This is a genomic window from Actinomyces respiraculi, from assembly GCF_014595995.2.
Lineage (GTDB): Bacteria > Actinomycetota > Actinomycetes > Actinomycetales > Actinomycetaceae > Actinomyces > Actinomyces respiraculi.
The window spans coordinates 1,804,686-1,825,839 of the sequence record NZ_CP063989.1; the positions used below are offsets into that span (position 1 = coordinate 1,804,686).

Annotated in this window: 19 protein-coding genes; 3 read left to right on the plus strand and 16 right to left on the minus strand. The window is 68.7% G+C overall.

Features of this window, described 5'->3' with window-relative positions; genetic code table 11:
- Positions 1 to 56: 56 nt before the first annotated feature.
- The 7 genes from ID810_RS07495 to ID810_RS07520 all read right to left on the minus strand — a co-directional run bounded on the left by ID810_RS07495 (position 57) and on the right by ID810_RS07520 (position 6,594).
- Positions 57 to 1,064 (minus strand): LacI family DNA-binding transcriptional regulator, encoded by a 1,008-nt coding sequence (locus ID810_RS07495; protein ID WP_196781486.1) that lies wholly within the window; start codon positions 1,062 to 1,064, stop codon positions 57 to 59.
- Positions 1,065 to 1,095: 31 nt separating this feature from the next.
- Entirely contained in the window at positions 1,096 to 1,227 is a 132-nt protein-coding gene (locus ID810_RS12660; protein WP_279586922.1) for a hypothetical protein, read from the minus strand.
- Positions 1,228 to 1,275: 48 nt separating this feature from the next.
- On the minus strand, positions 1,276 to 2,313 hold the full coding sequence (locus tag ID810_RS07500) for a family 20 glycosylhydrolase (RefSeq protein WP_166854770.1): 1,038 nt from the start codon (positions 2,311 to 2,313) through the stop codon (positions 1,276 to 1,278).
- Between the two features lie 63 nt (positions 2,314 to 2,376).
- Positions 2,377 to 3,369, minus strand: a complete 993-nt coding sequence (locus ID810_RS07505; protein WP_166854769.1) for an acetylxylan esterase — start codon at positions 3,367 to 3,369, stop codon at positions 2,377 to 2,379.
- A 13-nt stretch (positions 3,370 to 3,382) separates the two neighbouring features.
- Complete coding sequence (locus ID810_RS07510) at positions 3,383 to 4,324, minus strand: carbohydrate ABC transporter permease (RefSeq protein WP_235931395.1); 942 nt, start codon at positions 4,322 to 4,324, stop codon at positions 3,383 to 3,385.
- The gene (locus ID810_RS07515; protein WP_166854768.1) at positions 4,308 to 5,198 is read right to left on the minus strand and encodes a carbohydrate ABC transporter permease; all 891 of its coding nucleotides are present in this window, start codon (positions 5,196 to 5,198) and stop codon (positions 4,308 to 4,310) included. Before ID810_RS07515 ends, ID810_RS07510 begins: the two co-directional genes overlap by 17 nt.
- A 142-nt stretch (positions 5,199 to 5,340) precedes the next feature.
- Complete coding sequence (locus tag ID810_RS07520) at positions 5,341 to 6,594, minus strand: ABC transporter substrate-binding protein (RefSeq protein WP_166854767.1); 1,254 nt, start codon at positions 6,592 to 6,594, stop codon at positions 5,341 to 5,343.
- 264 nt (positions 6,595 to 6,858) lie between these two features.
- On the opposite strand from ID810_RS07520, the gene ID810_RS07525 reads away from it, so the two are divergent.
- Positions 6,859 to 7,581, plus strand: a complete 723-nt coding sequence (locus ID810_RS07525) for a GntR family transcriptional regulator (protein ID WP_166854766.1) — start codon at positions 6,859 to 6,861, stop codon at positions 7,579 to 7,581.
- 1 nt (position 7,582) lies between these two features.
- On the plus strand, positions 7,583 to 9,070 hold the full coding sequence (locus tag ID810_RS07530; RefSeq protein ID WP_166854765.1) for a DUF4127 family protein: 1,488 nt from the start codon (positions 7,583 to 7,585) through the stop codon (positions 9,068 to 9,070).
- A gap of 18 nt (positions 9,071 to 9,088) precedes the next feature.
- Here ID810_RS07530 and ID810_RS07535 read toward each other — a convergent pair whose 3' ends face one another.
- Positions 9,089 to 9,739, minus strand: coding sequence for a GNAT family N-acetyltransferase (locus ID810_RS07535; protein ID WP_235931428.1), 651 nt, complete (start codon positions 9,737 to 9,739; stop codon positions 9,089 to 9,091).
- A gap of 77 nt (positions 9,740 to 9,816) precedes the next feature.
- Entirely contained in the window at positions 9,817 to 12,771 is a 2,955-nt protein-coding gene (locus tag ID810_RS07540; RefSeq protein WP_166854763.1) for a leucine--tRNA ligase, read from the minus strand.
- 176 nt (positions 12,772 to 12,947) lie between these two features.
- On the opposite strand from ID810_RS07540, the gene nhaA reads away from it, so the two are divergent.
- Positions 12,948 to 14,264: a Na+/H+ antiporter NhaA gene (gene nhaA / locus ID810_RS07545; protein WP_166854762.1), complete on the plus strand. Its 1,317-nt coding sequence runs from the start codon at positions 12,948 to 12,950 to the stop codon at positions 14,262 to 14,264.
- Between the two features lie 77 nt (positions 14,265 to 14,341).
- Here the strand turns inward: nhaA and ID810_RS07550 are convergent, their stop codons facing one another.
- The 7 genes from ID810_RS07550 to ID810_RS07580 form a co-directional block, all read right to left on the minus strand.
- Positions 14,342 to 14,806 carry an HIT family protein gene (locus tag ID810_RS07550; protein WP_166854761.1) on the minus strand — a complete coding sequence of 155 codons (465 nt, stop codon included), beginning with the start codon at positions 14,804 to 14,806 and terminating at the stop codon, positions 14,342 to 14,344.
- Between the two features lie 56 nt (positions 14,807 to 14,862).
- A complete protein-coding gene (locus ID810_RS07555; protein WP_166854760.1) occupies positions 14,863 to 15,570 on the minus strand; it encodes a metal-dependent transcriptional regulator in 708 nt (235 codons plus the stop codon).
- A gap of 4 nt (positions 15,571 to 15,574) precedes the next feature.
- Positions 15,575 to 16,294, minus strand: a complete 720-nt coding sequence (locus ID810_RS07560) for a vitamin K epoxide reductase family protein (RefSeq protein WP_166854759.1) — start codon at positions 16,292 to 16,294, stop codon at positions 15,575 to 15,577.
- A 57-nt stretch (positions 16,295 to 16,351) separates the two neighbouring features.
- Positions 16,352 to 18,205 (minus strand): metallophosphoesterase family protein, encoded by a 1,854-nt coding sequence (locus ID810_RS07565; RefSeq protein ID WP_243856443.1) that lies wholly within the window; start codon positions 18,203 to 18,205, stop codon positions 16,352 to 16,354.
- A gap of 85 nt (positions 18,206 to 18,290) precedes the next feature.
- Positions 18,291 to 19,139 (minus strand): HAD hydrolase family protein, encoded by an 849-nt coding sequence (locus ID810_RS07570; RefSeq protein WP_413227848.1) that lies wholly within the window; start codon positions 19,137 to 19,139, stop codon positions 18,291 to 18,293.
- An 88-nt stretch (positions 19,140 to 19,227) separates the two neighbouring features.
- Positions 19,228 to 19,407 (minus strand): methionine/alanine import family NSS transporter small subunit, encoded by a 180-nt coding sequence (locus ID810_RS07575; RefSeq protein ID WP_166854758.1) that lies wholly within the window; start codon positions 19,405 to 19,407, stop codon positions 19,228 to 19,230.
- Between the two features lies 1 nt (position 19,408).
- Positions 19,409 to 20,956: a sodium-dependent transporter gene (locus ID810_RS07580; protein ID WP_166854757.1), complete on the minus strand. Its 1,548-nt coding sequence runs from the start codon at positions 20,954 to 20,956 to the stop codon at positions 19,409 to 19,411.
- Between the last annotated feature and the right edge of the window lie 198 nt (positions 20,957 to 21,154).

The following is a 21,154-nucleotide window of genomic DNA, read 5'->3' on the forward strand; positions in this document are numbered from 1 at the left end:
CTTACGCAGGTTCTTGCGCACCTATTGCGCGCGGCCGGGCGGCACCCGGTCCGGCATCAGCGCTCGTCAGAACGCCAGGTGCGGCAGATGCCCGTGGACTCGCGCACCACCAGCTCCGGCTCGAAGACCAGGTCCCGCCGCTGGTCGAGCAGCGCGGGATCCTGCGCGCAGCGCAGCAGGGCGTCCACCGCCGTGCGGCTCATGGCATCGACGGACTGACGCACGGTGGTCAGCGCCGGCGAGGTGTACGGCAGCCAGGAGGAGTCGTCGTAGCCGATGACCGAGACGTCACCGGGCACATCGAGCCCCAGCGACCTCAGGGCGCGGACGGCTCCCAGTGCCAGCTGGTCGCTGGCGCACAGCAGCGCCGTGACACCCTGCTCACCGAAACGCAGCGCGGCGTCGCGCCCGGACTCGAACCCGTAGGTGGTCCACACCGTGGCCTCGTCCAGCAGGTCCAGCCCCGCCTCCTTGGCAAAACTCCGTGCCGCCTCGTACTTGATGAGACTGGGGTAGTGGTGCCGGTCGCCCAGGAGCAGACCGATGCGCGTGTGCCCTTGACTCACAAGGTGGCGCATCGCCATACGGGTGCCGGCGGCGTCGTCGGTCATGACGCACTGGCCACGCAGCCCGGGCGCAGTGGCGTTGATGAAGACAGTGGGTAGATGACGCTCATACAGCATCGCGTAGTCGCTGTGGTCGGCGAACTCGGTGTCGTAACGGCCCGCCAGGAAGATCACGCCGATCGGCTGCTGCTTGAGCACCATTCCCAGCAGCGAGGTCTCCGACGCACCGCGCAGGGTGTACGTGCACAGCACCGGCAGCAGGTTGTGGCGAGCCAGGTAGGTGGAGATCGAGGTGACAAAGGCGGCGAAGACCGGATTGGACAGGTCGGGCGCCACCAGGGCTACCTGCCGGGGAGTGCCGAGCTGCACCGACTCACCCACCATGCCCAGCTCGCGCATGGTCTCCATGATCGTTCGGCGCGTCTTGTCCGATACACCCGGCTTGCCGTTGAGCGCGCGAGAGACAGTTGCCTGACTGACGCCCACTCGTTGGGCCACATCCGCGAGTGTTGCCACCACTATCTCCAATTCACTGGGCAGGCCCGGCGAGTATATACGCACCGGTGCGCGACGCCTTGTCGGCATCGCGCACCGGGCTCAGCGGCCCACTCGGGAACCACTGGGACGAGCGCGGGGGGGCGCGGACGATGACCTTGCGCACCAGGTCGATCGTGGGCAACCCGCGTCGGCACTGAAGACCCGCCCCGGTTCAGCCCCCCATGATGTGGGCAAAGACCTCCAGGGGTCCTTCCAGCCCTCGCCACACCTGCTCCTGGGTCTCCCGCTCGGGCTCATCGCACCACACCGCCAGGCTCGCGCCCCGCAGCCATGGGGTCTGACCCTGCGGGTCCTGGCACGTGCCGTCCGGACGCGCCGGGAAGCGGCGAGGGGCCCAACCGGTCAGGCTCTGCGCCGTCGGACGCTTGGCATAGGGGTGGTCTGGGCCTGCTAGAACGTAGTAGAGGTCGCGGTCGGAGTAGTTGATGACGCGGTGGCCGGCGGCCAGCACTCGCGCCAGTGACGGGTAACTCGGGTGCCAGTCGGTCCAGTAGCCGATCGTCACCTGCGCCGGCAGCGCCTGGCGGGTGCCCGGCTGGTAGAGGGCGTCGTTCCATGCACGCACGTCAGTGATCCCCAGGTCCTCCAGGTGGGCCACCACCTGCCCCAGGAAGTGGACGTAACCGTCCAGGACGTGGGCGCCTGCACCGCAGCGGCGCTCAGCCTCGGCTGCCAGCTGGGGGAAGCGCTCGACGATCGGGGTCTCCTGGGTGACGTCGAAGGCCTCGTCCCCGCCCAAGCACCAGGCGGTCGAGGGCAGCATCTCGTGCAGCTCGTCGATGAGGTCCAGCACCAGGGCCACGGCCTCGGGCCGTGAGTAGTCCAGGAGCCGGGAGCCTTCCCGAGTCTGGCTGGCGCGCAGGTGGGGGTGATGGGCCAGCACCGCACCCAGGTGGCCGGGCACATCCAGGGCGGGTACAAGACGCACGCCCTGGTCGCGAGCCGCATGGGCGAGCCTCGCCAGGTCCTGGGGACCCAGGTGCTCGGGGCTGACGACCTCAGGATGCGACCGTGAGGCCACACGGTAGCCCTCGTCGTCAGACACGTGGAGCTGGAGCTCGGTGAGCCCCAGGGCAGACATGCGCTCCAACAGCCGGTGGATCCAGGAGGCGCTGAAGTACTTCCGGCCCGCGTCCAGGTGCAGGGCACGCACCTCGTAGGTCTGCGGCGCTCCCTCACCGCCCGGCATCCTCGCGCTCTCCTCCCCTCCTCCGGCCTGCACCAGCCAGGTCAGCGCTCCTCACGATGCTCATCACAGGTGCTCCTGCAGCCAGCGGCAGTGGGCCAGCACCTGGCGGTGGCCGCCGCCCGCGTGAGCACCGTAGGGGTAGACGTCGATCCGCTTGTCCGGGGCCGGGCACAGGTTGTGCGCCGCGAAGCAGGTGGAGGGCGGGCACACCGGGTCCAGCAGGCCGACGGAGAAGAGCGTGGGGACGTCAAGACGCGAGGCAAAGCTGGCACCGTCGATATACGACAGGGTCCGAGCCACGGTCGTCTCCGCCTGCGGGTGGACGGCGAGGAAGCGCTCCATCTCCAGGTAAGGCCCGGCGCTGGCTAGCTGGAGTGCTCGCGGGATATGAGTGATGAAGGGCGAGTCGATGCAGACCGCCTGGACATGCCCGTCCAACGCCGCCGCGGCCAGGGACAGTCCCCCGCCCTGAGAGCCGCCCACGCAGGCGATGCGCGAGGCGTCCACGTCCTCCAGGGTGCGCATGAGACGCACCGCGGCCACCGAATCCAGGATCGTCCGGCGGTAATAGTAGGTCTCGGGTGCCTGGACGCCGTCGGTCAGCCATCCCGCCGCGTGGGCTCCGGCGCTGCTGGGGTCAGGGGTGGAGCCGTAGGCCCAGTCCCCGCCCTGGCCGCGTGGGTCCACGATGAGGTGGGCGAAGCCGGCCATCGCGTACCAGGGGACCTGGCCGGGCAGGCCACGCCCGCCGCCATAGCCCACGCACTGGACCACACCGGGTAGGCCGGGCTCCCCCGTGAGCTCTGAGTCCTGCTCAGCTCTGGCAGCTGGCAGGGTGAGCAGCGCGTGGACCGGGTCGTCGTCGGCTCCAGCAAAGACGAGCTCGCGGATGACCATGCCCGGGAAGGGAGTGTCTTGGATTTCGTCTGAGAGAAGCTCGGGACGCTCGTGCAGGCTCTGGAGCTGCTCGGCCCACCAAGCGTCAAAGTCGGCTGGTTCGTCGAGCTCGGGAGCGTAGGCCCGGAGCTCAGGCAGGGACATGTCAAGAGTGGGCATAGATATGGCCTCCTCAGGCCTTGACCGCACCGGCGACGGCGTTAATGTAGTTCTTCTGGAAGATGATGAAGATGATGAGCACCGGGACGATCGAGATGACCGTGCCCGCGGCGATGTAGCCGAATTTGTAGTTGAAGGAACCGTTGAGGTACTGCAGCGCCGCGGCCAGTGGGTACTTGGCCGGGTCCTGCAGGACGATGATCGGCCACAGGAACTCGTTCCAGCGCCCGATGAAGTCGAAGATGACCACCGTGGAAATGGCCGGCATGATCGAGGGCATCATAATCTTACGCCAGATGAGCAGCTCGGAGGCCCCGTCGATGCGCGCGGCCTCGATGAGGTCACGCGGCACGCCCAGGTAGGCCTGCCGCAGCAGCACGATGGAGAAGACCTTGAGGGAGCCGGGCAGGATAACGCCGACCAGGGTGTTGAGCAGGTGCAGCGTGGACAAGGTGAGGTAGTTGATGACCATGCCCGCGGCTGCCGGGATGATCATGGCTGCGATGAGCAAGACCATGATGACGTCGCGGCCCGGGAAGCGCATACAGGCCAGCGGGTAGGCGCACAGAGAGGCCAGCACCACGTCGATGACGATCGAGCCAACCGTGATGACCACTGTGTTGCCCAGGTAGGCCGGGATATTGAGGAACTCCCACACGCCCACGAAGTTGGCCACGGTGAGCTGGCTGATCTTGATCGAGGGGTCGTAGATGTTCTGGCCGCTCTTGAAAGCGGTGATGGTCATCCACAGGAAGGGACCGGCCGCCACGATGGCTACAGCCAACAGTGCGATGTACGTCAGCGTCATGGAGAGGCCGCGACGCGCCACCACCTTGGCGGGACGACGACGGCGGGGCATGCTCACGCGTCCAGCTCGCCTGGGGCGACGGTTCGCCCGGGTGGCCGAGGGCGAGGAGACGCCGGGCACGGACATGGTCTCAGCGGGCGTTGTCATAGGTCATTCCCCCGTTCCTCTTGCCGTAGACGAAGACGACGACGGACAGCAGGCCCGTGATGACAGCCTGAACCAGTCCCAGGGTCGCCGAGTAGCCGAACTCGAAGTCCTTGAAGGCCCGGATGTAGGAGTAGTAGTTGATCACCATGGTGGAGTTGTTGGGTCCACCCTGGGTCATGACGAAGATCGGGTCGAAGATCGCCACGGCCGAGATGACGGAGTTCAGGGAGCAGAACCAGATGTAGGGCTTGAGCATCGGGACCTTGATACGGAAGAAGACCTGCAGGGCGCTGGCGCCGTCGGTACGGGCGGCCTCCTCAATCTCGGCGGGGATCGACTGCAGGCCCGCCAGGTAGAGCATCATGTAGTAGCCCAGACCCTGCCACAGGGTGATGAACATGATGCAGATCATCGCGGTCTTGGAGGAGTTGACGAAGCCCAGTGGCTGGTTGGTCAGTCCCCACTCCATGAGCCAGGTGTTGATAATGCCGTGGGAGTCGAACAGGAAGGACCAGATAATCGACACCGCCACCATCGAGGTGATGACCGGGACGTAGAACAGGGTGCGGAAGAAGACGATGCCCTTGAGTTTCTGGTTGACCAGACTCGCCAGCGCGATCGAGCACAGTTGGATGACCGGGACCACCGCCACGAAGGTGATGGTGTTGACGATGGCGATGTGGAAGGTGCCGTCGGATAGCGCTCGGCGGAAATTGTCCAGGCCAATGAACTCCACGTCCCCGATCATCGAGTAGTCATAGAAGACCAGCGGGATGGATCCTGCGATGGGCAGGAACACGAAGAGCACGAGCATGACGAGAGCCGGTGCCATAAACAGGTAGGCAAAGATCGTCGTCCTGGTTCGTAGTTTCATCACGGTGCTTTCGACGCGGGAGCAAGGTTCACGGATAGGTGGAGCCTGGGACCGCCGCTAGGGCTGGTCACGCACCGGCCCAGGACCGGCAGGGTCCGGTCCTGGGCCGGCAGGCACCTGGCCAGACAGGCGGCCCGGATGCTCAATTCTGCTTGAGCAGGGCGTCGACGGCGTCATGGGCATGAGCCAGAGACTCCTTGACGTTGTCGCCGTTGATGACGGCGGCCTCGTATGCCTTGTTGACCTCGTCAGCGATCGTGGACTGACCCTCCACACCCAGCGAGAAGTCCGCGCTGGTTGTGGAGGCCTCGGCGCACATGGCCGAGGCCTGTCCCTCGATGGTGGAGGTGTCGGAGGTGAAGTACGGGTCCTGCGAGGCCTTGAGCGTCGAGGGGAAGATGCCCGCCTCCTTGGCGAAGCTCAGCTGGCTCTCGTCCCCCGTGATGAACCTGGCGAACTTGGCCGCATCCTCCTGCTGGGAGGACTTGGAGGGGATGACCAGATTCATCAGCGGGTTGCGCGAGACCCCTGCCGCTCCCTTGAGCGGCAGGGCGATACCGATCTGCTCGTAGACGTCAGGCGCTTCGTCCTTGATACGGCCGACCGAAGCAGGAGAGGAGTTAATGATGGCCAGCTGGCCGGTCTCGAAGAGCTTGAGCTCGGTATCCCACTGCCCCCAGTCGGTCTTAGGAAGATCGTCCTTGTCAGACAGCTCCTTGAAGTTGGTCAGCAGCTTCTCGGCGGCATCGGTGGCGAAGGCTGCCTTGGTCTTGTCCTCGCTGAGGATCGGGATGTCCTCCTCAAGCATGAGGGTGAACAGGGTCGGTGGGTTGAACAGGTAAGCGCCCGTGGCCGCCTTCATAGTCGGGGCCATCTGAAGGGCCTCGCTGTAGGTAGTGGGCTTGCTCGTCAGACCCGCCTTCTCGAACAGGGACTTGTTGTAGATCATGATGTTCGGTGCGGCGTACCAGGGGAAGGCATAGACCGCATCGCCGATCTTGGCAGAGTCCCACAGGCTCTCGATATAGACAGCCTGCTCCTCCCTCGTGGTCAGCGAGGTGACGTCAACCAGGGCCTTCTTGCCGGCCATGGTCAGGGCGAACTCGGTGTTGAGGTTGACCACGTCCGGCGCGGTGCCACCAGCCGAGGCGGTAATGAGCTTCTCAACGATGGAGTCATAGGGAAGGTCGGTCCAGTTGACCTTGACCCCCGGGTTAGCCTCCTCGTAGGACTTGATGAGGCCGTTGAAGTAGTCGGTGAAGGTGGGCTGTAGGGAGATCGTCCAGAACTCCAGCGTGCCCGAGCCCTCGTCCTTGCCACCACCGCAGGCAGCGGCACCGGCCAGAGCCATGGTGAGCGCGGCAGCCTCCAGGAAGCGCCTCCTCGCGATGTCCATCCCGTGCTCCTTCCGTGAGATGCGTGCTGGCCGTTGGGACCCGTGAAGGCTCTCTCGCCATCGAGAAAGGCGACCAACTCGCAATTGGGATACACCAGCAAGGTATGCGGCGCTCCCTTAACTGTCCAGCCAGATCGAATGTGACTCAGGCTACATTCGTATTTATCCGCTTGTTTTTGCCCTATTTTCGCCGCATGCTTCTTTCAACAGGTGTACACACGAGACACCCCGCCACATAGTCAGAGAACACTGGAGTACTCCAACTTGTCGACTGATTCATCCCCGACCGGCCCCCAGGCCCTGCGCGAGGCCCTCGTCGAGCTCGTCACTCACGAGCTTGCCGACGGTGCTCGTTTGCCCTCCGAGCGCGAGCTGGCCACCACCTACGGCGTCAACCGCCTGACCGTGCGCCGGGCCGTCGACGCCCTAGTTGCCGAGGGCCTGGTCCGTCGTCGCCAGGGCGCCGGCAGCTTCGTCTCACGCACCGCTCGCTCTCGCAGCCTCACGACCTCCTCCTTCACCGGGGAGGCGCGCGCCCGCGGCCTACAACCCGGCAACGCCCAAGTCTCGGTGTCCACCGTGAGCGCGGACGCGCGTATGTCCTCCCTCCTGGAGATCCCGCCTGGCACCGAGCTGCGCACGATCATGCGGCTGCGCACCGTCGCGCGCTCCCCGATCGCCATCGACCAGACCTGGATCCGGCGCGAGCTGGTGGAGGACCTGACGACGCTGGAGCGCGACGCCTCCCTGCTGGAGACTCTGCTGGGCCGCTACGAGCTGCCCATCGACCAGATCGACGAGACCGTCAGCGCCTCGGTGCTCGACCGCCGCTCAGCCCAGATGCTGCGTGCCCTGGCCATGATGCCAGCGCTTCTGGTGGCCAAGACGATGCGCAGCCACGACGGGACCCCGATCGCCTACTCCGAGACGCTCCTGCGAGGCGATCGCTACAAGTACCACAACACCATCACGAGGAAGGGCAACTGAGATGCACATTGTCGTCATTCCGCTCGATGAGCGCCCGGTCAACACCCAGATCCCGGCGCTCGTCGCCTCCATCGGTGGAGCCTCGATCAGCCTGCCCCCGGCCGCGGCACTGCCCTGCTTCCGCACGCCCGCCGACCTCGACCAGCTCGCTGGCTGGGTCGGTCAGCAGGCCCGCGCACACGAGGAGGCCTGCCTCGTCGTGTGCACAGACACCCTCGTCTTCGGCGGCATCATCCCTGCCCGTATCAACAACGACCCCCTCAACCAGGCTCTGGGCCGCCTTGACCTGCTACGGGGATTCAAGTCGCAGCACCCGCGGCTGCGCATCATCGCGACCTCGCTGGTGATGCGCACCTCGGACACCTACTCCAACCAGGAGGAGCCGACCTACTGGTCCGAGTTCGGACGCGAGTTCCAAGCCCTGGGCGCGGACCTGCACCGCAGCCTGGAGCTCGACATCCGCGACGAGCTTGTCGGCCCCCCAGCGCCCTCGCCCGTGCCTGCTGAAGTCCGCGAGGACTACGAGGGCCGACGCCTGCGCAACCATATGGTCAACCTTGCCGCGCTCGACCTGGTCCACGAGGGCGTCATCTCCGCCCTGGCCGTCACAGCTGACGACACCGCCTACTACTCGGCCGGATCTGCTGAACAGTACTGGATCGGGCACTGGCGCCGGGCCCTACCCTCACTCCAAGACGTCCTCATGTACCCCGGAGCGGACGAGGTGGGCGCAACCATGACCGCTCGCGCACTCGTGGCAGGCACTCACCAGCCCTCGGTGTCCGTCCACTGTGCGGATGAGGAAGGCATGCTGCGGATCCCCAGTTATGAGAACGTCCCACTGTCCACCTCCGTCGAGGCTCAGATCCGTGCCTGCGACGCGCTTCCATCCACCGAGCAGGACGCCGATATCCACTTCGTCGTCCACGCCCCCGGCACTGTCGACGACGACTGGTGGGGCTCGACCCCCCGGCCTGAGCCTGAGGCTGCTGCCCTGACGGCTCGCCTGGTGCGCGACCTGCTGGCCGCAGGAAAGCGTGTGGCTCTGGCGGACGTGCGCTACACCAACGGCGCCGACCCAGTGCTGGTGAAGGATCTGCTGGCCGACGGCACCTTCTGGTCCCTGTCCGCCTACGGCGGGTGGAACACGGCCGGTAACACCATCGGCACCGTCCTGGCGACGGCGGTGGCCGAGCACGTGGGCACCGAGCGGGGTGAGCTGGACGAGCGCGCCAGGGATATTGCCCTGTGGACGCGCCTGCTGGACGACTACCTCTACCAGACGCGGATCCGCACCGACTACTACCATTCCACCGGCGGGCGGACCGCGGTCATCGAGGATGAGGAGACCTTGACCCGCATCGAGGCCGAGGTGGCCGCCACGATGCGGGAGTTCATCCAGGCGCAGCCGCAAGCACCCGGCATCACGCTTGTCAGCGCCGCGCTTCCCTGGCGGCGGCCCTTCGAGGTGCGCGTCGCCCTGCGCTAGGACGCAGCGCCCGCGAGGTCAGGACACGAGCGAGCGAGCCATTGTCACACCGCCTTCGTCCTGACCGATCCGGGTCAAGCCGATGGCCTGGTAGAAGGCAATGGAGCCGGTATTGTCCGCCCCTACTCCCAGGTGCAGGCCGACCGCCCCCTTCTGGCGTGCATGCTCCGTCCAGGCCTCGACCAGCCGTCGGCCCCATCCCCGGCGCCGGACCGGCTCCAGCAGGTCGATGTGCAGGTGCGCCGGATAACGCTCCAGCCAGGCCGCGGGCTGAGGAACCGGTGCGCGCAGCAGTCTGAGATACTTGCGGTCGGTCTCCGCCAGGCTCAGCGGGTCCCTGGCCTCATCAGCCAGGCCCAGCTCGCTCAGCCGTGCCGGGGCGTACTGACCGGTGAACCACTGCCGGAAGGCCGCCGTGTCCAGCGTGCCGACGACGTAGCCCAGCACCGCCTCGCCCCCGGCACCTGCCGGGGCTTCGTCGTCGTCCCCGGCGCAGGCGACGACGAAGCAACTGGCCGGGTCGTGCAGCACGTAGGGATCGGCATAGACCGCCCCAACCAGCTCGGGTCGGCTCATCTGCGTGGAGATGTCCCGACCGTAGGCAGCCGTGCGCACGCAGATCTCGTTGAGCGCAGTCAGGTCACCGATGCGAGCCCGCCTCAGGTACATCACGGCTGCCCCTCACTCACTCGGGGACGATGGAAGCGAGCTCGCGGCAGGCGCGTCCTGGCGCGGCTGCCCCTCACTCACTCGGGGACGATGCTCACAAGCTTAGGTGCACGCACGATGACCTTGCGCACTCCCCTGCCGTCCAGCGTGCGCACAACGCCGGGGGCCGACAGGGCCAGCCTCCCCAGCTCCGCCTCGTCAATCTCCGGGTCCACCTCAAGGCGGTCACGGACCTTGCCCTTGACCTGAATGACGCAGGTGACCTTCTCAGCCGCCAGCAAAGACTCGTCCTCAACAACGGGGAAAGCCTCATAGGCAAGCGAGCCCTCGTGGCCCAGCCGGAACCAGATCTCCTCCGCGATGTGCGGGGCGACCGGCGCCGTCATGAGGGTCAGCGCCTCAACGGCCTCGCGCGGTGAACGCTTCAGGCCCGTGAGGTGGTTGTTGAGGACGATGAGCTTGGCGATGGCCGTGTTCAGGCGCATCCCCTCGTAGTCCGCGCGCACGCCCACGATGGTCTGGGCGATCAGGCGGCGGGTGGCCTCGTGTGCCGGCTCGTCGGAGACGACGAGCTCGCCGGTAACCTCGTCAACGACATTGCGCCACAAGCGGGCCAGGAAGCGCTGGGAGCCGGCAACGGCACGCGTGTCCCAGGGGCGGTCCTGGTCGAGCGGGCCCATGCTCATCTCGTACACACGGAAGGTGTCCGCACCATAGGACTCGTACATGTCGTCCGGGGTGACGATGTTCTTCAGGGACTTGCCCATCTTGCCGTACTCACGCGCAACGGGCTGACCCCGCCACGTGAACACGGGCGCGCCATCCGGCGCCGTCGTCTCCTCGACCTCGTCTGCGGGCACGTACTGGCCGCGGGAGTCGGTGTAGGCGTAGGCCTGGACATAACCCTGGTTGAAGAGCTTGTGGTACGGCTCGGAGGAGGAGACAACGCCCAGGTCGAACAGGACCTTGTGCCAGAAGCGCGAGTACAGCAGGTGCAGTACCGCGTGCTCGACGCCGCCGACGTACAGGTCGGTGCCGCCGGAGGTGTTACCGGCCTCGGGGCGCGGGCCCATCCAGTAGGCCTCGTTGACCGGGGAGACGAGCTGGGTGTCGTCAGTGGGGTCGATGTAGCGCATCTCGTACCAGCACGAGCCCGCCCACTGGGGCATGGTGTTGGTCTCGCGATAGTACGTCCTCATCCCGTTACCGAGGTCGAGCTCGACCTTGACCCAGTCCTCAGCCTTGCCCAGCGGCGGCTCCGGGCAGGAAGCGGCGTCGTCGGGGTCGTAGGAGCGCGGCGAGTAGTCGGTGACCTCGGGCAGCTCGACGGGCAGCATCGACTCGGGCAGGGCGTGGACGCGCCCCTCCTCGTCCCACACGACCGGGAAGGGCTCGCCCCAGTAGCGCTGGCGGCTGAAGAGCCAGTCACGCAGGCGGTAGGTGACGGCGCCGCGGCCGGTGCCCGTGGACTCCAGCCAGGCGATCATGGCGGCCTTGGCCTCGTCCTTGCTCAGGCCGTCGAGGCTGATCTCGTCGTTGGCGGAGTCGACGGCCACACCGTCACCCGTGTAGGCGGCCTCGGACAGGTCCACGCCGCGCGGGTCCTCGGCGGGGCCGATGGTCTGGACGATGTCGAGGTCGTAGGCGCGGGCGAAGGCGAAGTCACGGTCATCGTGCGCGGGCACAGCCATGATGGCGCCCGTGCCGTAGCCCATGAGGACGTAGTCGGCGACGAAGACGGGGACCTTGGCGCCGTTGACGGGGTTGACGCCGTACAGGCCGGTGAAGACACCGGTCTTGGTGCGGCCCTCGTCGGTGCGCTCGGCCTCGGTGGCGCCGGCGGCGTAGGCACGGTATGAGGCCACCGCCTCGGCGGGTGTGGCATGACCGGCCGTCCAGGCCTCACGGGTGCCCTGCGGCCAGGTGGCGGGGACGGTGAGGTCCTCAGCATCCGTGGCCTCCACCGAGCCCAGCAGCGGGTGCTCGGGGGCCACCACCATGAAGGTGGCACCGAAGAGCGTGTCCGGGCGGGTGGTGTAGACAGTCAGCTCCGTCACGGCGCTGCCTGCCTCGGCGGCACCCTCAACCGGGAAGGTGACGTTCGCACCCTCGGAGCGGCCGATCCAGTTGCGCTGCATGGAGCGGACCTTCTCGGGCCAGTCCACGGTGTCGAGGTCCTCGGCGAGACGGTCGCCGTAGGCGGTGATGCGCATCATCCACTGGCGCAGGTTGCGCTTGAAGACGGGGTAGTTGCCTCGCTCGGAGCGGCCCTCGCTGGTGACCTCCTCGTTGGCCAGGACGGTTCCCAGGCCGGGGCACCAGTTGACCGGGGCGCTGGAGACGTAGGCCAGGCGGTGCGAGTCAATGACGTCGGCACGCTCACCGGCGCTCAGCTCGGCCCAGGGGCGCCCGTCGGGGGTGGGGACCTCACCGGAGGCGAGCTTGGCCTCGAGCTCGGCCACGGGGCGGGCGGCGCCGGTACCGCGCCCGTCGCGGCGCGGGGCGTTCGGATCGAACCAGGAGCCGAAGATCTTGAGGAAGATCCACTGGGTCCAGCGCACGTAGTCCACGTCGATGGTCTGGACCGAGCGGCGCGAGTCGTGGGACAGGCCCAGGCGGCGCAGCTGGCGGCGCATGTTGGCGATGTTGGCCTCGGTGGACACGCGCGGGTGCTGGCCGGTGGCGACCGCGTACTGCTCGGCGGGCAGCCCGAAGGCGTCGTAGCCCATCGTGTACAGGACGTTCTTGCCGGTCATGCGTGTGAAGCGGGCGACGACGTCGGTGGCGATGTAGCCCAGCGGATGACCGACGTGCAGTCCCTTGCCCGAGGGGTAGGGGAACATGTCGAGCAGGAAGAACTTGTCCTTGGCGGCGCCGGGTCCGGCGAGCGCACCCTCCGGGTTGTCGGAGTGGAAGGTGCCCTCGCGCTCCCAGCGGTCCTGCCAGGCGGTCTCGATGGAGTCCGCCAGCGCCGCGGTGTAGCGGTAGGGCGTGGCGTTGGTCGGGTCGGTTACCTGGCTGGAGTCCGTCATGCGGGCCAGCCTATCGCCGGGTACGACGCCGTCTCGCGGGCAACCGGTACGTGGCCGGGCGATGCCGGTCACTTTGATAACGTCCGACTGACTCGACTGAGCCGACCGCCAGGTCACTGCGGTCCGCCCGGTCGACGCCCGGACCCCGCAGGCATGCCCCCCGACGAGAGGCACTGATGACTCCCCAGCACCGCACCCCCGCCGACCTGATCGCCAGGCTCGCCCACAAGCTCGAGGACGAGGTCTTCTCCGGCATGCTCATGGTGGCCGCCGCAGCCCTCGCCCTCATCTGGGCCAACTCCCCCCTGCGAGGCTCCTACGAGGCCCTGTCCCACGCGCATGTCGGGCCCGCCTTCCTGCACCTGGACCTGTCCGTCGCCCACTGGGCGGCCGACGGCGTCCTCGCGATCTTCTTCTTCGTCGTGGGCTTGGAGCTCAAGCAGGAGTTCGTCGTCGGCTCACTGCGCGACCTCAAAGAGGCGTCCCTGCCGATGACCGCCGCTGCCTTCGGCATGCTGGGCCCGGCACTCGTCTACACCGCCGTGCAGCTGGTCGGCGACGGCAACCCGGCCGGCTGGGCCGTGCCCACCGCCACGGACATCGCCTTCGCGGTGGCCCTGCTGTCGATCTTCGGGCGCGGCCTGCCGCCCGCGGCACGCACCTTCCTGCTCACCCTGGCGGTCGTCGACGACCTGCTCGCCATCATCGTCATCGCGGTCTTCTACTCCGGTGGGATCAGCCTGCTGCCCCTGCTGGGCGCGCTGGCCGTCGTGGCGGTCTTCGCCGTGCTCGTCCAGCGCGGCTTCACCCGCTGGTACGTCCTCATCCCGCTGGGCGTGGTGGCCTGGGGCCTCATGCACGCCTCGGGCGTCCACGCCACCATCGCCGGGGTCCTGCTGGGCCTCGTCGTGCCAGCCCGGTCCACCCGCGCCGAGCCCACGGGCATGACCGCCCGCTTCGCGCACCTGGCGCACCCGTGGAGCGCCGGGCTCGCCCTGCCCGTCTTCGCGCTCTTCGCCGCCGGCGTCAACATCGTCGATTCCGGTGGCCTGGGAGAGGTCCTGGCGGATCCGGTGGCCGTGGGCATCTACCTGGGCCTGCCGTTGGGCAAGGTCCTGGGCATCTGGGGCTGCGTCGTGCTTCTCACGCGCTTCACGACGCTGCGCCTGGGCCACGGGATCGACAACCAGGACGTGCTGGCCCTGTCCGCCCTGGCGGGCATCGGCTTCACGGTCTCACTGCTCATCGCGGGCCTCGCCTTCGCAGACCCGACGACGACGGGCCACGCCCGGGCAGCGGTCCTCCTGGGCACCCTCATCGCCGCCGTCCTCGGGGCCATCCTGTTGCGCCTGCGGGTGCGCACCCAGAGGCGCGGCCCGGGCGCGAACGCGCACGGCACGGCCGACCTGGGCCGCCCCGAGCGCGGCCACCTCGCCCACGAGGTGCGCCGTCGCAGCGCGCGTGAGCACAGGGACGGCAAGCGGCGGCGATAGGTCCTGGACCTCCTGGAGTGTTGGGCTCCTGGAGTGTCTGGCCGCACCCGGGTCCCGGGCAGCGCGCTGCGCCGCGGCTAGGCCAGGGCCGCGGAGCCGAGGAGCGCGGGCACGAAGGCACCCCAACCGTCCTCGCGCAGGCCGGCGCGCAGGGTCTCCATGGCGGCGTCGAGCTCGGCGGCCTCAGCCGGACGGGCACTGGCCGGGTTGACGTCGGAGGCCTGATTGAGGGGCAGGACGTGCACGTGCAGGTGCGGTACGTCCAGGCCGACGACGACGATGCCCGGTCGCAGGGCCACAAAGACCCGCACCTGCGTGGCAGCGATGCGGCGGGCGACGACGGCCAGGTGGGCGACGGTGGCCTCATCGGCGTCGATGAGAGTGGTGACCTGCTCACGGGGCACGACGAGGACGTGCCCCGGGGTCTGGGGCTCGATGGTCGCGAAGGCGACGCACACGTCGTCCGCCCACACGAAGCGGCCGGGGATCTCGCCGTTGATGATCCGGGTGAAGACGCTGGGCTCGGGTGCTGCGGTGCTCATGGGGTCAGGGTAGACGCCCGGCGCCGCCGGGCCCGGGGCCGGGCCTCATCCCCTCCTCAGGCCAGCACCCACAGGGCCCCAGCCGGTACGACGACCTCGCCCGTGCCCTCGGGGGCGAGCACGGCTCGGATCGTCGTCGGGCGGCGCGTGCGCCGTCCACCGGATTCGGCGGCCGGGCGGTCGACGACGACGATGGGCGTGTCCAGGCCGATCCCGGCGCCGGCGAGCTGACGCAGGGGCGCGGAGTCGTCGTCAATACGGGCGACGACGGCGGTGCGCCCCACGGACACCGTGTCCAGGCCGCGCAGCTCCGGCTGCACGATGCGCCCGTCGGGCAGAGGAATGGGGTCCCCGTGGGGGTCGCGCACGGGGTGGCCGAGGGCCTCGTCGAGCGCCCCCAGCAGCCGCTCGGAGCAGGCGTGCTCAAGCTCCTCGGCCTCGGCGTGGACCTCGTCCCAGTCGAAGCCGAGCCTCTCGACGAGGTAGGTCTCGAGCAGACGGTGACGGCGCACCATGAGGCAGGCGCGTCGGCGCCCCTCCTTGCTCAGGGTCACGGCCCGGTAGGGCTCGTGCTCAAGCAGCCCGGCCTCGACCAGGCGGGCGACGTTCTCCGATGCGGTCGAGGGGGCCACCCCCATGCGCCGGGCGAGACCGGTGATGGAGGCGCCACCGCCCCACTCGGAGGCGGCCCAGACGGCCTTGAGGTAGTCCTGGGTGACGGTGGTGTCCGTGTCACCCACGGCGGAGGTGGTGCGCGCGCTCATGTGCTTAGCCGATCAGTCCGACGAAGCCGTCCCAGAAGCGGACCAGCACGACGATGAGGATGACGAGGTAGGTGGCGCCGCTCCCCCACCAGCGTGCGGCGGACAGGCGGGCGGCGGCGCCCTGGCTCAGCGGCAGGTGGCCCTGGTCAGCGGCCTCACCCCAGGTCGCCCAGGCCATCGGGATGGTCACCGCCCAGATGAGCATGCAGAAGGGGCACAGGGCGCTGAAGACGGTGACGGAGATGGTGACGAACCAGGCGATGAAGGCCAGGGCCCCCACCGTCCCCGCAACGAGGCCCCACCAGAACCAGCGCGGCAGGCGCGCCCCGGAGGCGAGCAGCAGCCCGACGGCCAGGAGCACCGCGTAGGCCATGGCCCCGACGAACGCGTTGGGCACGCCCAGGATGTTGCCCTGCCAGACGTCGAGGGAGGCTGAGCAGGAGACAAAGGGGTTGATGTCGCAGGCCAGCGAGCTCAGCGGCTCCCTGAGGAGGGTGATCTCACTGAGCATGAGCTCCCAGGAGGCGGCGATGCCGATGGCGGAGCCGACGACGAGGAGCCAGGCGTAGGCGGCGCGGGCGCCGGTGGCGCGCAGCCAGGTGGGACGGGCGGCGTCCTCGGGTGTGTGGGGGGTGCCGGGTCCGGCGAAGGTGCCGTCGAGGTAAGCCTCGAGCTCGTCCTCGCTCATCCGGTCGATCTCGGCCTCGGTGGGCACGTGGGCCATGAACTCTCCTCGTCTGCGCCTGGCGGCGCCCGTGTGGGTACTCACCATTGTGCCCGATCAGCCCCCTGAGGCTGCTGCGGCGTCGAGCACGCTCTGGGAGGCGCCGTCGAGCACGGTACCGACCGGCGGCACGGAGCGCCATGCGCCGACGGTGACGGAGGCGTCGGGGTGGACGACGACGGCCCGCCAGGCGACGAGTGAGCCCTCGTCGTCGAAGGACAGGACGTGGAGGTAGGCGTCCTCGGTGACCGGGCCGATGGAGGTGCCTCCCAGGGCAGCGCCGCTGGTGAGGTGGGCGACGGTGGCGTGCTCGCCCTGGGTGACGCCCATGCCCTTCTCCTGGTGCACGTGGCCGGCCAGGAGCAGCGGGGCGCAGCCGGAGGAGATGAGGGGGCCGAAGGTGTAGGGCTGGTGGATGAGGACGACGTCGACGTCGGCGCCCTCAGCGCAGGTGGCGGCCGCGAGCCTGGCGCCGATCTGCTCGCTGGTCTCGTCGCCGCGCTGGAAGGTGCCACCGGCAGGGGTACGCAGGGCGTCGACGTCGCCGATGACACGCAGCCCGGCGACCTCCTGGACGCTGCCGTCGGTGACGGTCCAGCCGCGGGCGCGCATCTGCTCAGCGGTCTGGGCGGAGTCGTGGTTGCCGACGGTGAAGACGCGGGCGACGCCGTCGGGAACGGCGTCGGACAGGGCGTTGACGCAGAACTGCTCGGGTGCGGAGCCGGTCATAGTGAGGTCGCCGTCGTCCATGTGGAGCCGGGCGCCGGACAGGGCGTCGAGGCGGCCGGTCAGCGCGATCATGTCGAGGTTGCAGTGCAGGTCGGTGCTGAGCACGGCGGTGAGTCGGCCCCGTTCGGCGACGGCGAAGACCCCGGTGCGCGCGGCGGAGGTGGCGCTCGGTGTGGGGGCAGGCTCGGCAGAGGTGGGCGTGCCGGGAGGCGTCGTGTTCTCCTCAGGTACGGGCCCCTCCCCCTCGGCCACCGGCGGCGGGGACACGAGCGCGCCGCCTGTCTGCCGCGCGGTGGCGGCCGCAGCTCGTGCCCGCATGTCCTCAACGTCCACCGCTGCCCCGCTGGCGGTGACGTCGACTGCCCCGCCGACCATCTGCGACGCCTGCCAGGCGGCCTCGAGGTTGGCGTTGGCCTCGTCGTAGAAGGCCGTGTTGGCGTCCACGAGGTCGGTGATCCGGCCGCCGTAGGCCGCCACGACGTCGGCCACGCGCCCAGACAGGCGGGCCTCGGCCAGCGGGGTGTCGGCCAGGACCTCGAGCCGACTGCCGGCGTGGGTGCCTGAGCGTAGCGTCGGCACGATGAAGGCCAGGACCATGACCGTGACCGTCGTGGCCAGGAGCGCGGAGGGCAGGCCGTGAGACAGCCGGGCGCGCACGGCCTCGCGCAGCCTGCCGCCCGTGGCCAGACGTCCGGCGGCGACCAGGCACAGCAGGAGGGAGGCCACCAGCCCGGCGCGCCGCAGTGCGTCGGCGGCCAGGGCGCGCAGGCCGGCTTCGATGGTGATCTCGGGGTGGGTGATGAGCGAGAGGTAGGCGGCGCCGTCGGTGGACAGCAGCGCACCGACGATGTCCTCGCCGCCGTCAGACACGGCCCCGTCCGAGGGGATCTCCCCCAGGACGACGGCGACACCGAGGACCCCGGCCGGGGAGTCCATCGACACCATGCCGAGCACACCGAGGTCCAGGGTGACCCGCGAGTCGAGGGTGGTGGACCAGTGGGCCTCGTGGGGGCCTACCGGCGAGGAGGCGGTGGCCGTGACCACACCGAGGCCGAGGGAGGCGGCAGCGGTGAGCAGCAGCAGGACGAGAGTGCGTGTGACGCGCCGGAAAGTGACGGTGCGCGCGTCCCACCAGCGCGCCAGGGCGCTGCCGGGGCGCGCGGTCACGACCTCGTCAGTCACGTCAGCCTCATCAGTGTTGTCAGTGTTGTCAGTGTTGTCAGTGTTGTCACTGTTGCCAGTGTTGTCAGCGTCGTCGGTCTCCCTGTCAGTCACGAGGTCCCCAGGAGTCTCCTGCCCGGGCGGAGGCGATCCGGGCGGCGAGGTCGGTGACGTAGGCGGCGGTGTCCCGCCAGTCGGAGACGGCGTGGCAGGGCACGCCCAGCGCCTTGACGGGGTAGTCGTTGCCCTCGGGGTCGAGGCGGTCGCCGATGAAGAGCATGTCCGTCAGGGCAATGCCGGTGACCTCGGAGAGCCTCAGGATGCCGTAGGCCTTGTCGACGCCCTTGAGGGTGATGTCAACGCTGGTGGAGCCGCCGGAGCGGACCTCGAGAGCGGGCAGGAGGGCGGCGACGGCGTCGCGCAGGGCCCCCTTCTTCTCCCCCGTGGGGTCCCAGGCCTTCTTGGCCTCAAGGGGGGCGTGCTGGCCGAGGGCCGAGAAGGTGATCTGGGAGCCGCGGTCCTCGAGGATGGGGCCCCAGGTCTGCTCCTCCCACAGGCCGAGCTCACGGGCCGCGTCTTCGACGACGCGGAAGCCCTCGGCGACCTGCTCGGGGGTGAGGTCGTTGGCGTAGACCAGGCGCCAGTCGGCGCCCGCGGGTGAGCCGGCCTCGCCCTGGCCGGGGTCGTAGGTGTAGTAGCGGGTGCCGCAGGTGGGCATGAGGTGCAGACGGGTGAGCTCGTCGTCGGTGGCGCCCAAGTGGGCGAGGACCTGGTCGCGGAACTGGAGGATCTGGCCGCCGGATATGACGCAGACGGGCACGACGTCGAGCAGGGCGCGCAGGGCTCGGGCCATGGGCTCGGGCATCAGCGACTTGGAGGGGGCGAGCGTGTCGTCGAGGTCGAAGGCGACGAGAGCCGGGGTGCTCGCGGTTGCGACGTCGGTCATGAGGGCCATGGGGGCATTGTGGCGCACGCGCCCGCCGCACGGAAAACGTGCGGCGGGCGCGAGGGTGGGACTCAGGGGCGCGGTGTATCTCGCTTGGTCAGCTCTCCGGCTGCTCTGCGCCCTCGCGCAGGTGGGCGTGAGCCGCGGCGAAGGCGGCGGCGCGCTCCTCGTCCTCCTCACGGCGCCCGCGCACAACGAGCGCGGTAACGGAGACGGCGAGGCCGCCCCAGACGATGATCATGGCAACGAGCATGAGGATGATGGCCTGGGCGGTCATATCACTTCACCCCCTCGAGAACATCGAGGTCAATGGGCTGGAAGTCGTCGACGGGGGTGCGCCACTTGACCAGGCTGAAGACCACGCTGAGGACGGCTCCGAGCAGGAGCATGCCCCATCCGAAGACGGCCTCGAAGCTGCCTCCATAGCCGTAGCCGTCAGCGGCGTAGGACCCGACTGCCTGGAAGAACATGTAACCGAGGACCACGGGCACGACGAAGGAGATGAGGATCCTCCACCACCAGCCGACCTGGCGGGTCTCAGAGACGAGGTTGAGGTGGCGCTGGAGCTGGGAGGTGCGACGCAGCACCCAGCCGATGCCCACGCACATGATGATGGTGGAGCCGACGACGCCGATGTTGTTGATGTAGGCGTCGACGACGTCGAGGGTGTACAGGCCGGTGGTGGTGGCGAACAGGACGACGGACAGCACCGCGGAGGAGACGCCGGCGACGACCGTCGCACGAGGCACGGACCAGCCGGTCTTCTCCGCGACGGCGGGGGCGACAACCTGGAGGATCGAGATGAAGGAGGTCAGGCCCGCCATGGAGAAGGACCCGAAGAACAGCACGCCGAACAGCGCGCCCCCGGGCATCTGGGAGATGACCGTGGGGAAGGTGACGAAGGACAGTCCGACGCCGGTGATGCCCTCGAGATCGGCGACGCCCACGTTCTTGACGTGGGCCATGAAGCCGAGGGTGGCGAAGACGCCGATGCCGGCGAGGATCTCGAAGGAGGAGTTGGCGAAGGCCGCAGTCAGGCCCGTGCCCACGAGGTTGGAGCGGGGCTTGAGGTAGGAGGCGTAGGTGAGCATGATGCCGAAGCCGACGGACAGGGAGAAGAAGATCTGGCCGAAGGCCGCCAGCCACACCTCATAGTTGCCCAGGGCGCCCCACTGGGGGGTGAACAGAGCGTTGAGGCCGTCGGTGGCCCCGGGCAGCAGCAGGGCGCGCACGACCAGGACGAGGAACATCACCACGAGCAGCGGCAGGAAGATGCGGTTGGCCTTCTCCACTCCCTTGGCCACGCCCCGGGCGACGGTGATGATGCCGAAGACCCACACGAGGACCAGGGGCGCGATGACGCTGAGGATGGGGACGAAGGCGAAGGTGGGCTCCTCGGCCAGGCCGATGTAGCTGTAGAAGAAGGAGCCGGCGTCGTCGCCCCAGGCGAGGGTCACGGAGAAGACCGTGTAGGCCAGGGACCAGCCGACGACGACGGCGTAGTAGGTCATGATGACGAAGCTGATGAAGACCTGCCACCAGCCGAGCCACTCGAAGCGGCGACTCAGGCGGCGGAAGACGGTCGGCGCGGAGCCGCGGAAGCGGTGCCCGAGGGCGTAGTCGAGGAAGAGGACAGGCAGTCCGGCGGCCAGCAGGGCGATGATGTAGGGCACCATGAAGGCGCCACCGCCGTTGGTGTAGGCGACACCGGGGAACCGCCAGATATTGCCGAGGCCGATGGCAGAGCCGATGGCGGCCATGAGGAAGCCGAGCTGGCCGCTCCACTGCTCGCGCTGGGGGCGGGGCTGCGTGGTGCTGGAGGACATAGGGACGGACCTTCCGAGGTCGTGTGTTGTGGTCGCCGCGGGCACATGACGGGCGGCGTCGGACCGTCCCTTCGGGGAGCGGGCGCGGTCCGGGAATGCTCGCACGCTACGCGCGTCCGCTCATCGGAAACATCTTGTCCCGCATCTTGGAACCTGCTGGCTGTGCCACACTGGGACGGCCGTCCGCCGTCGGCCCGG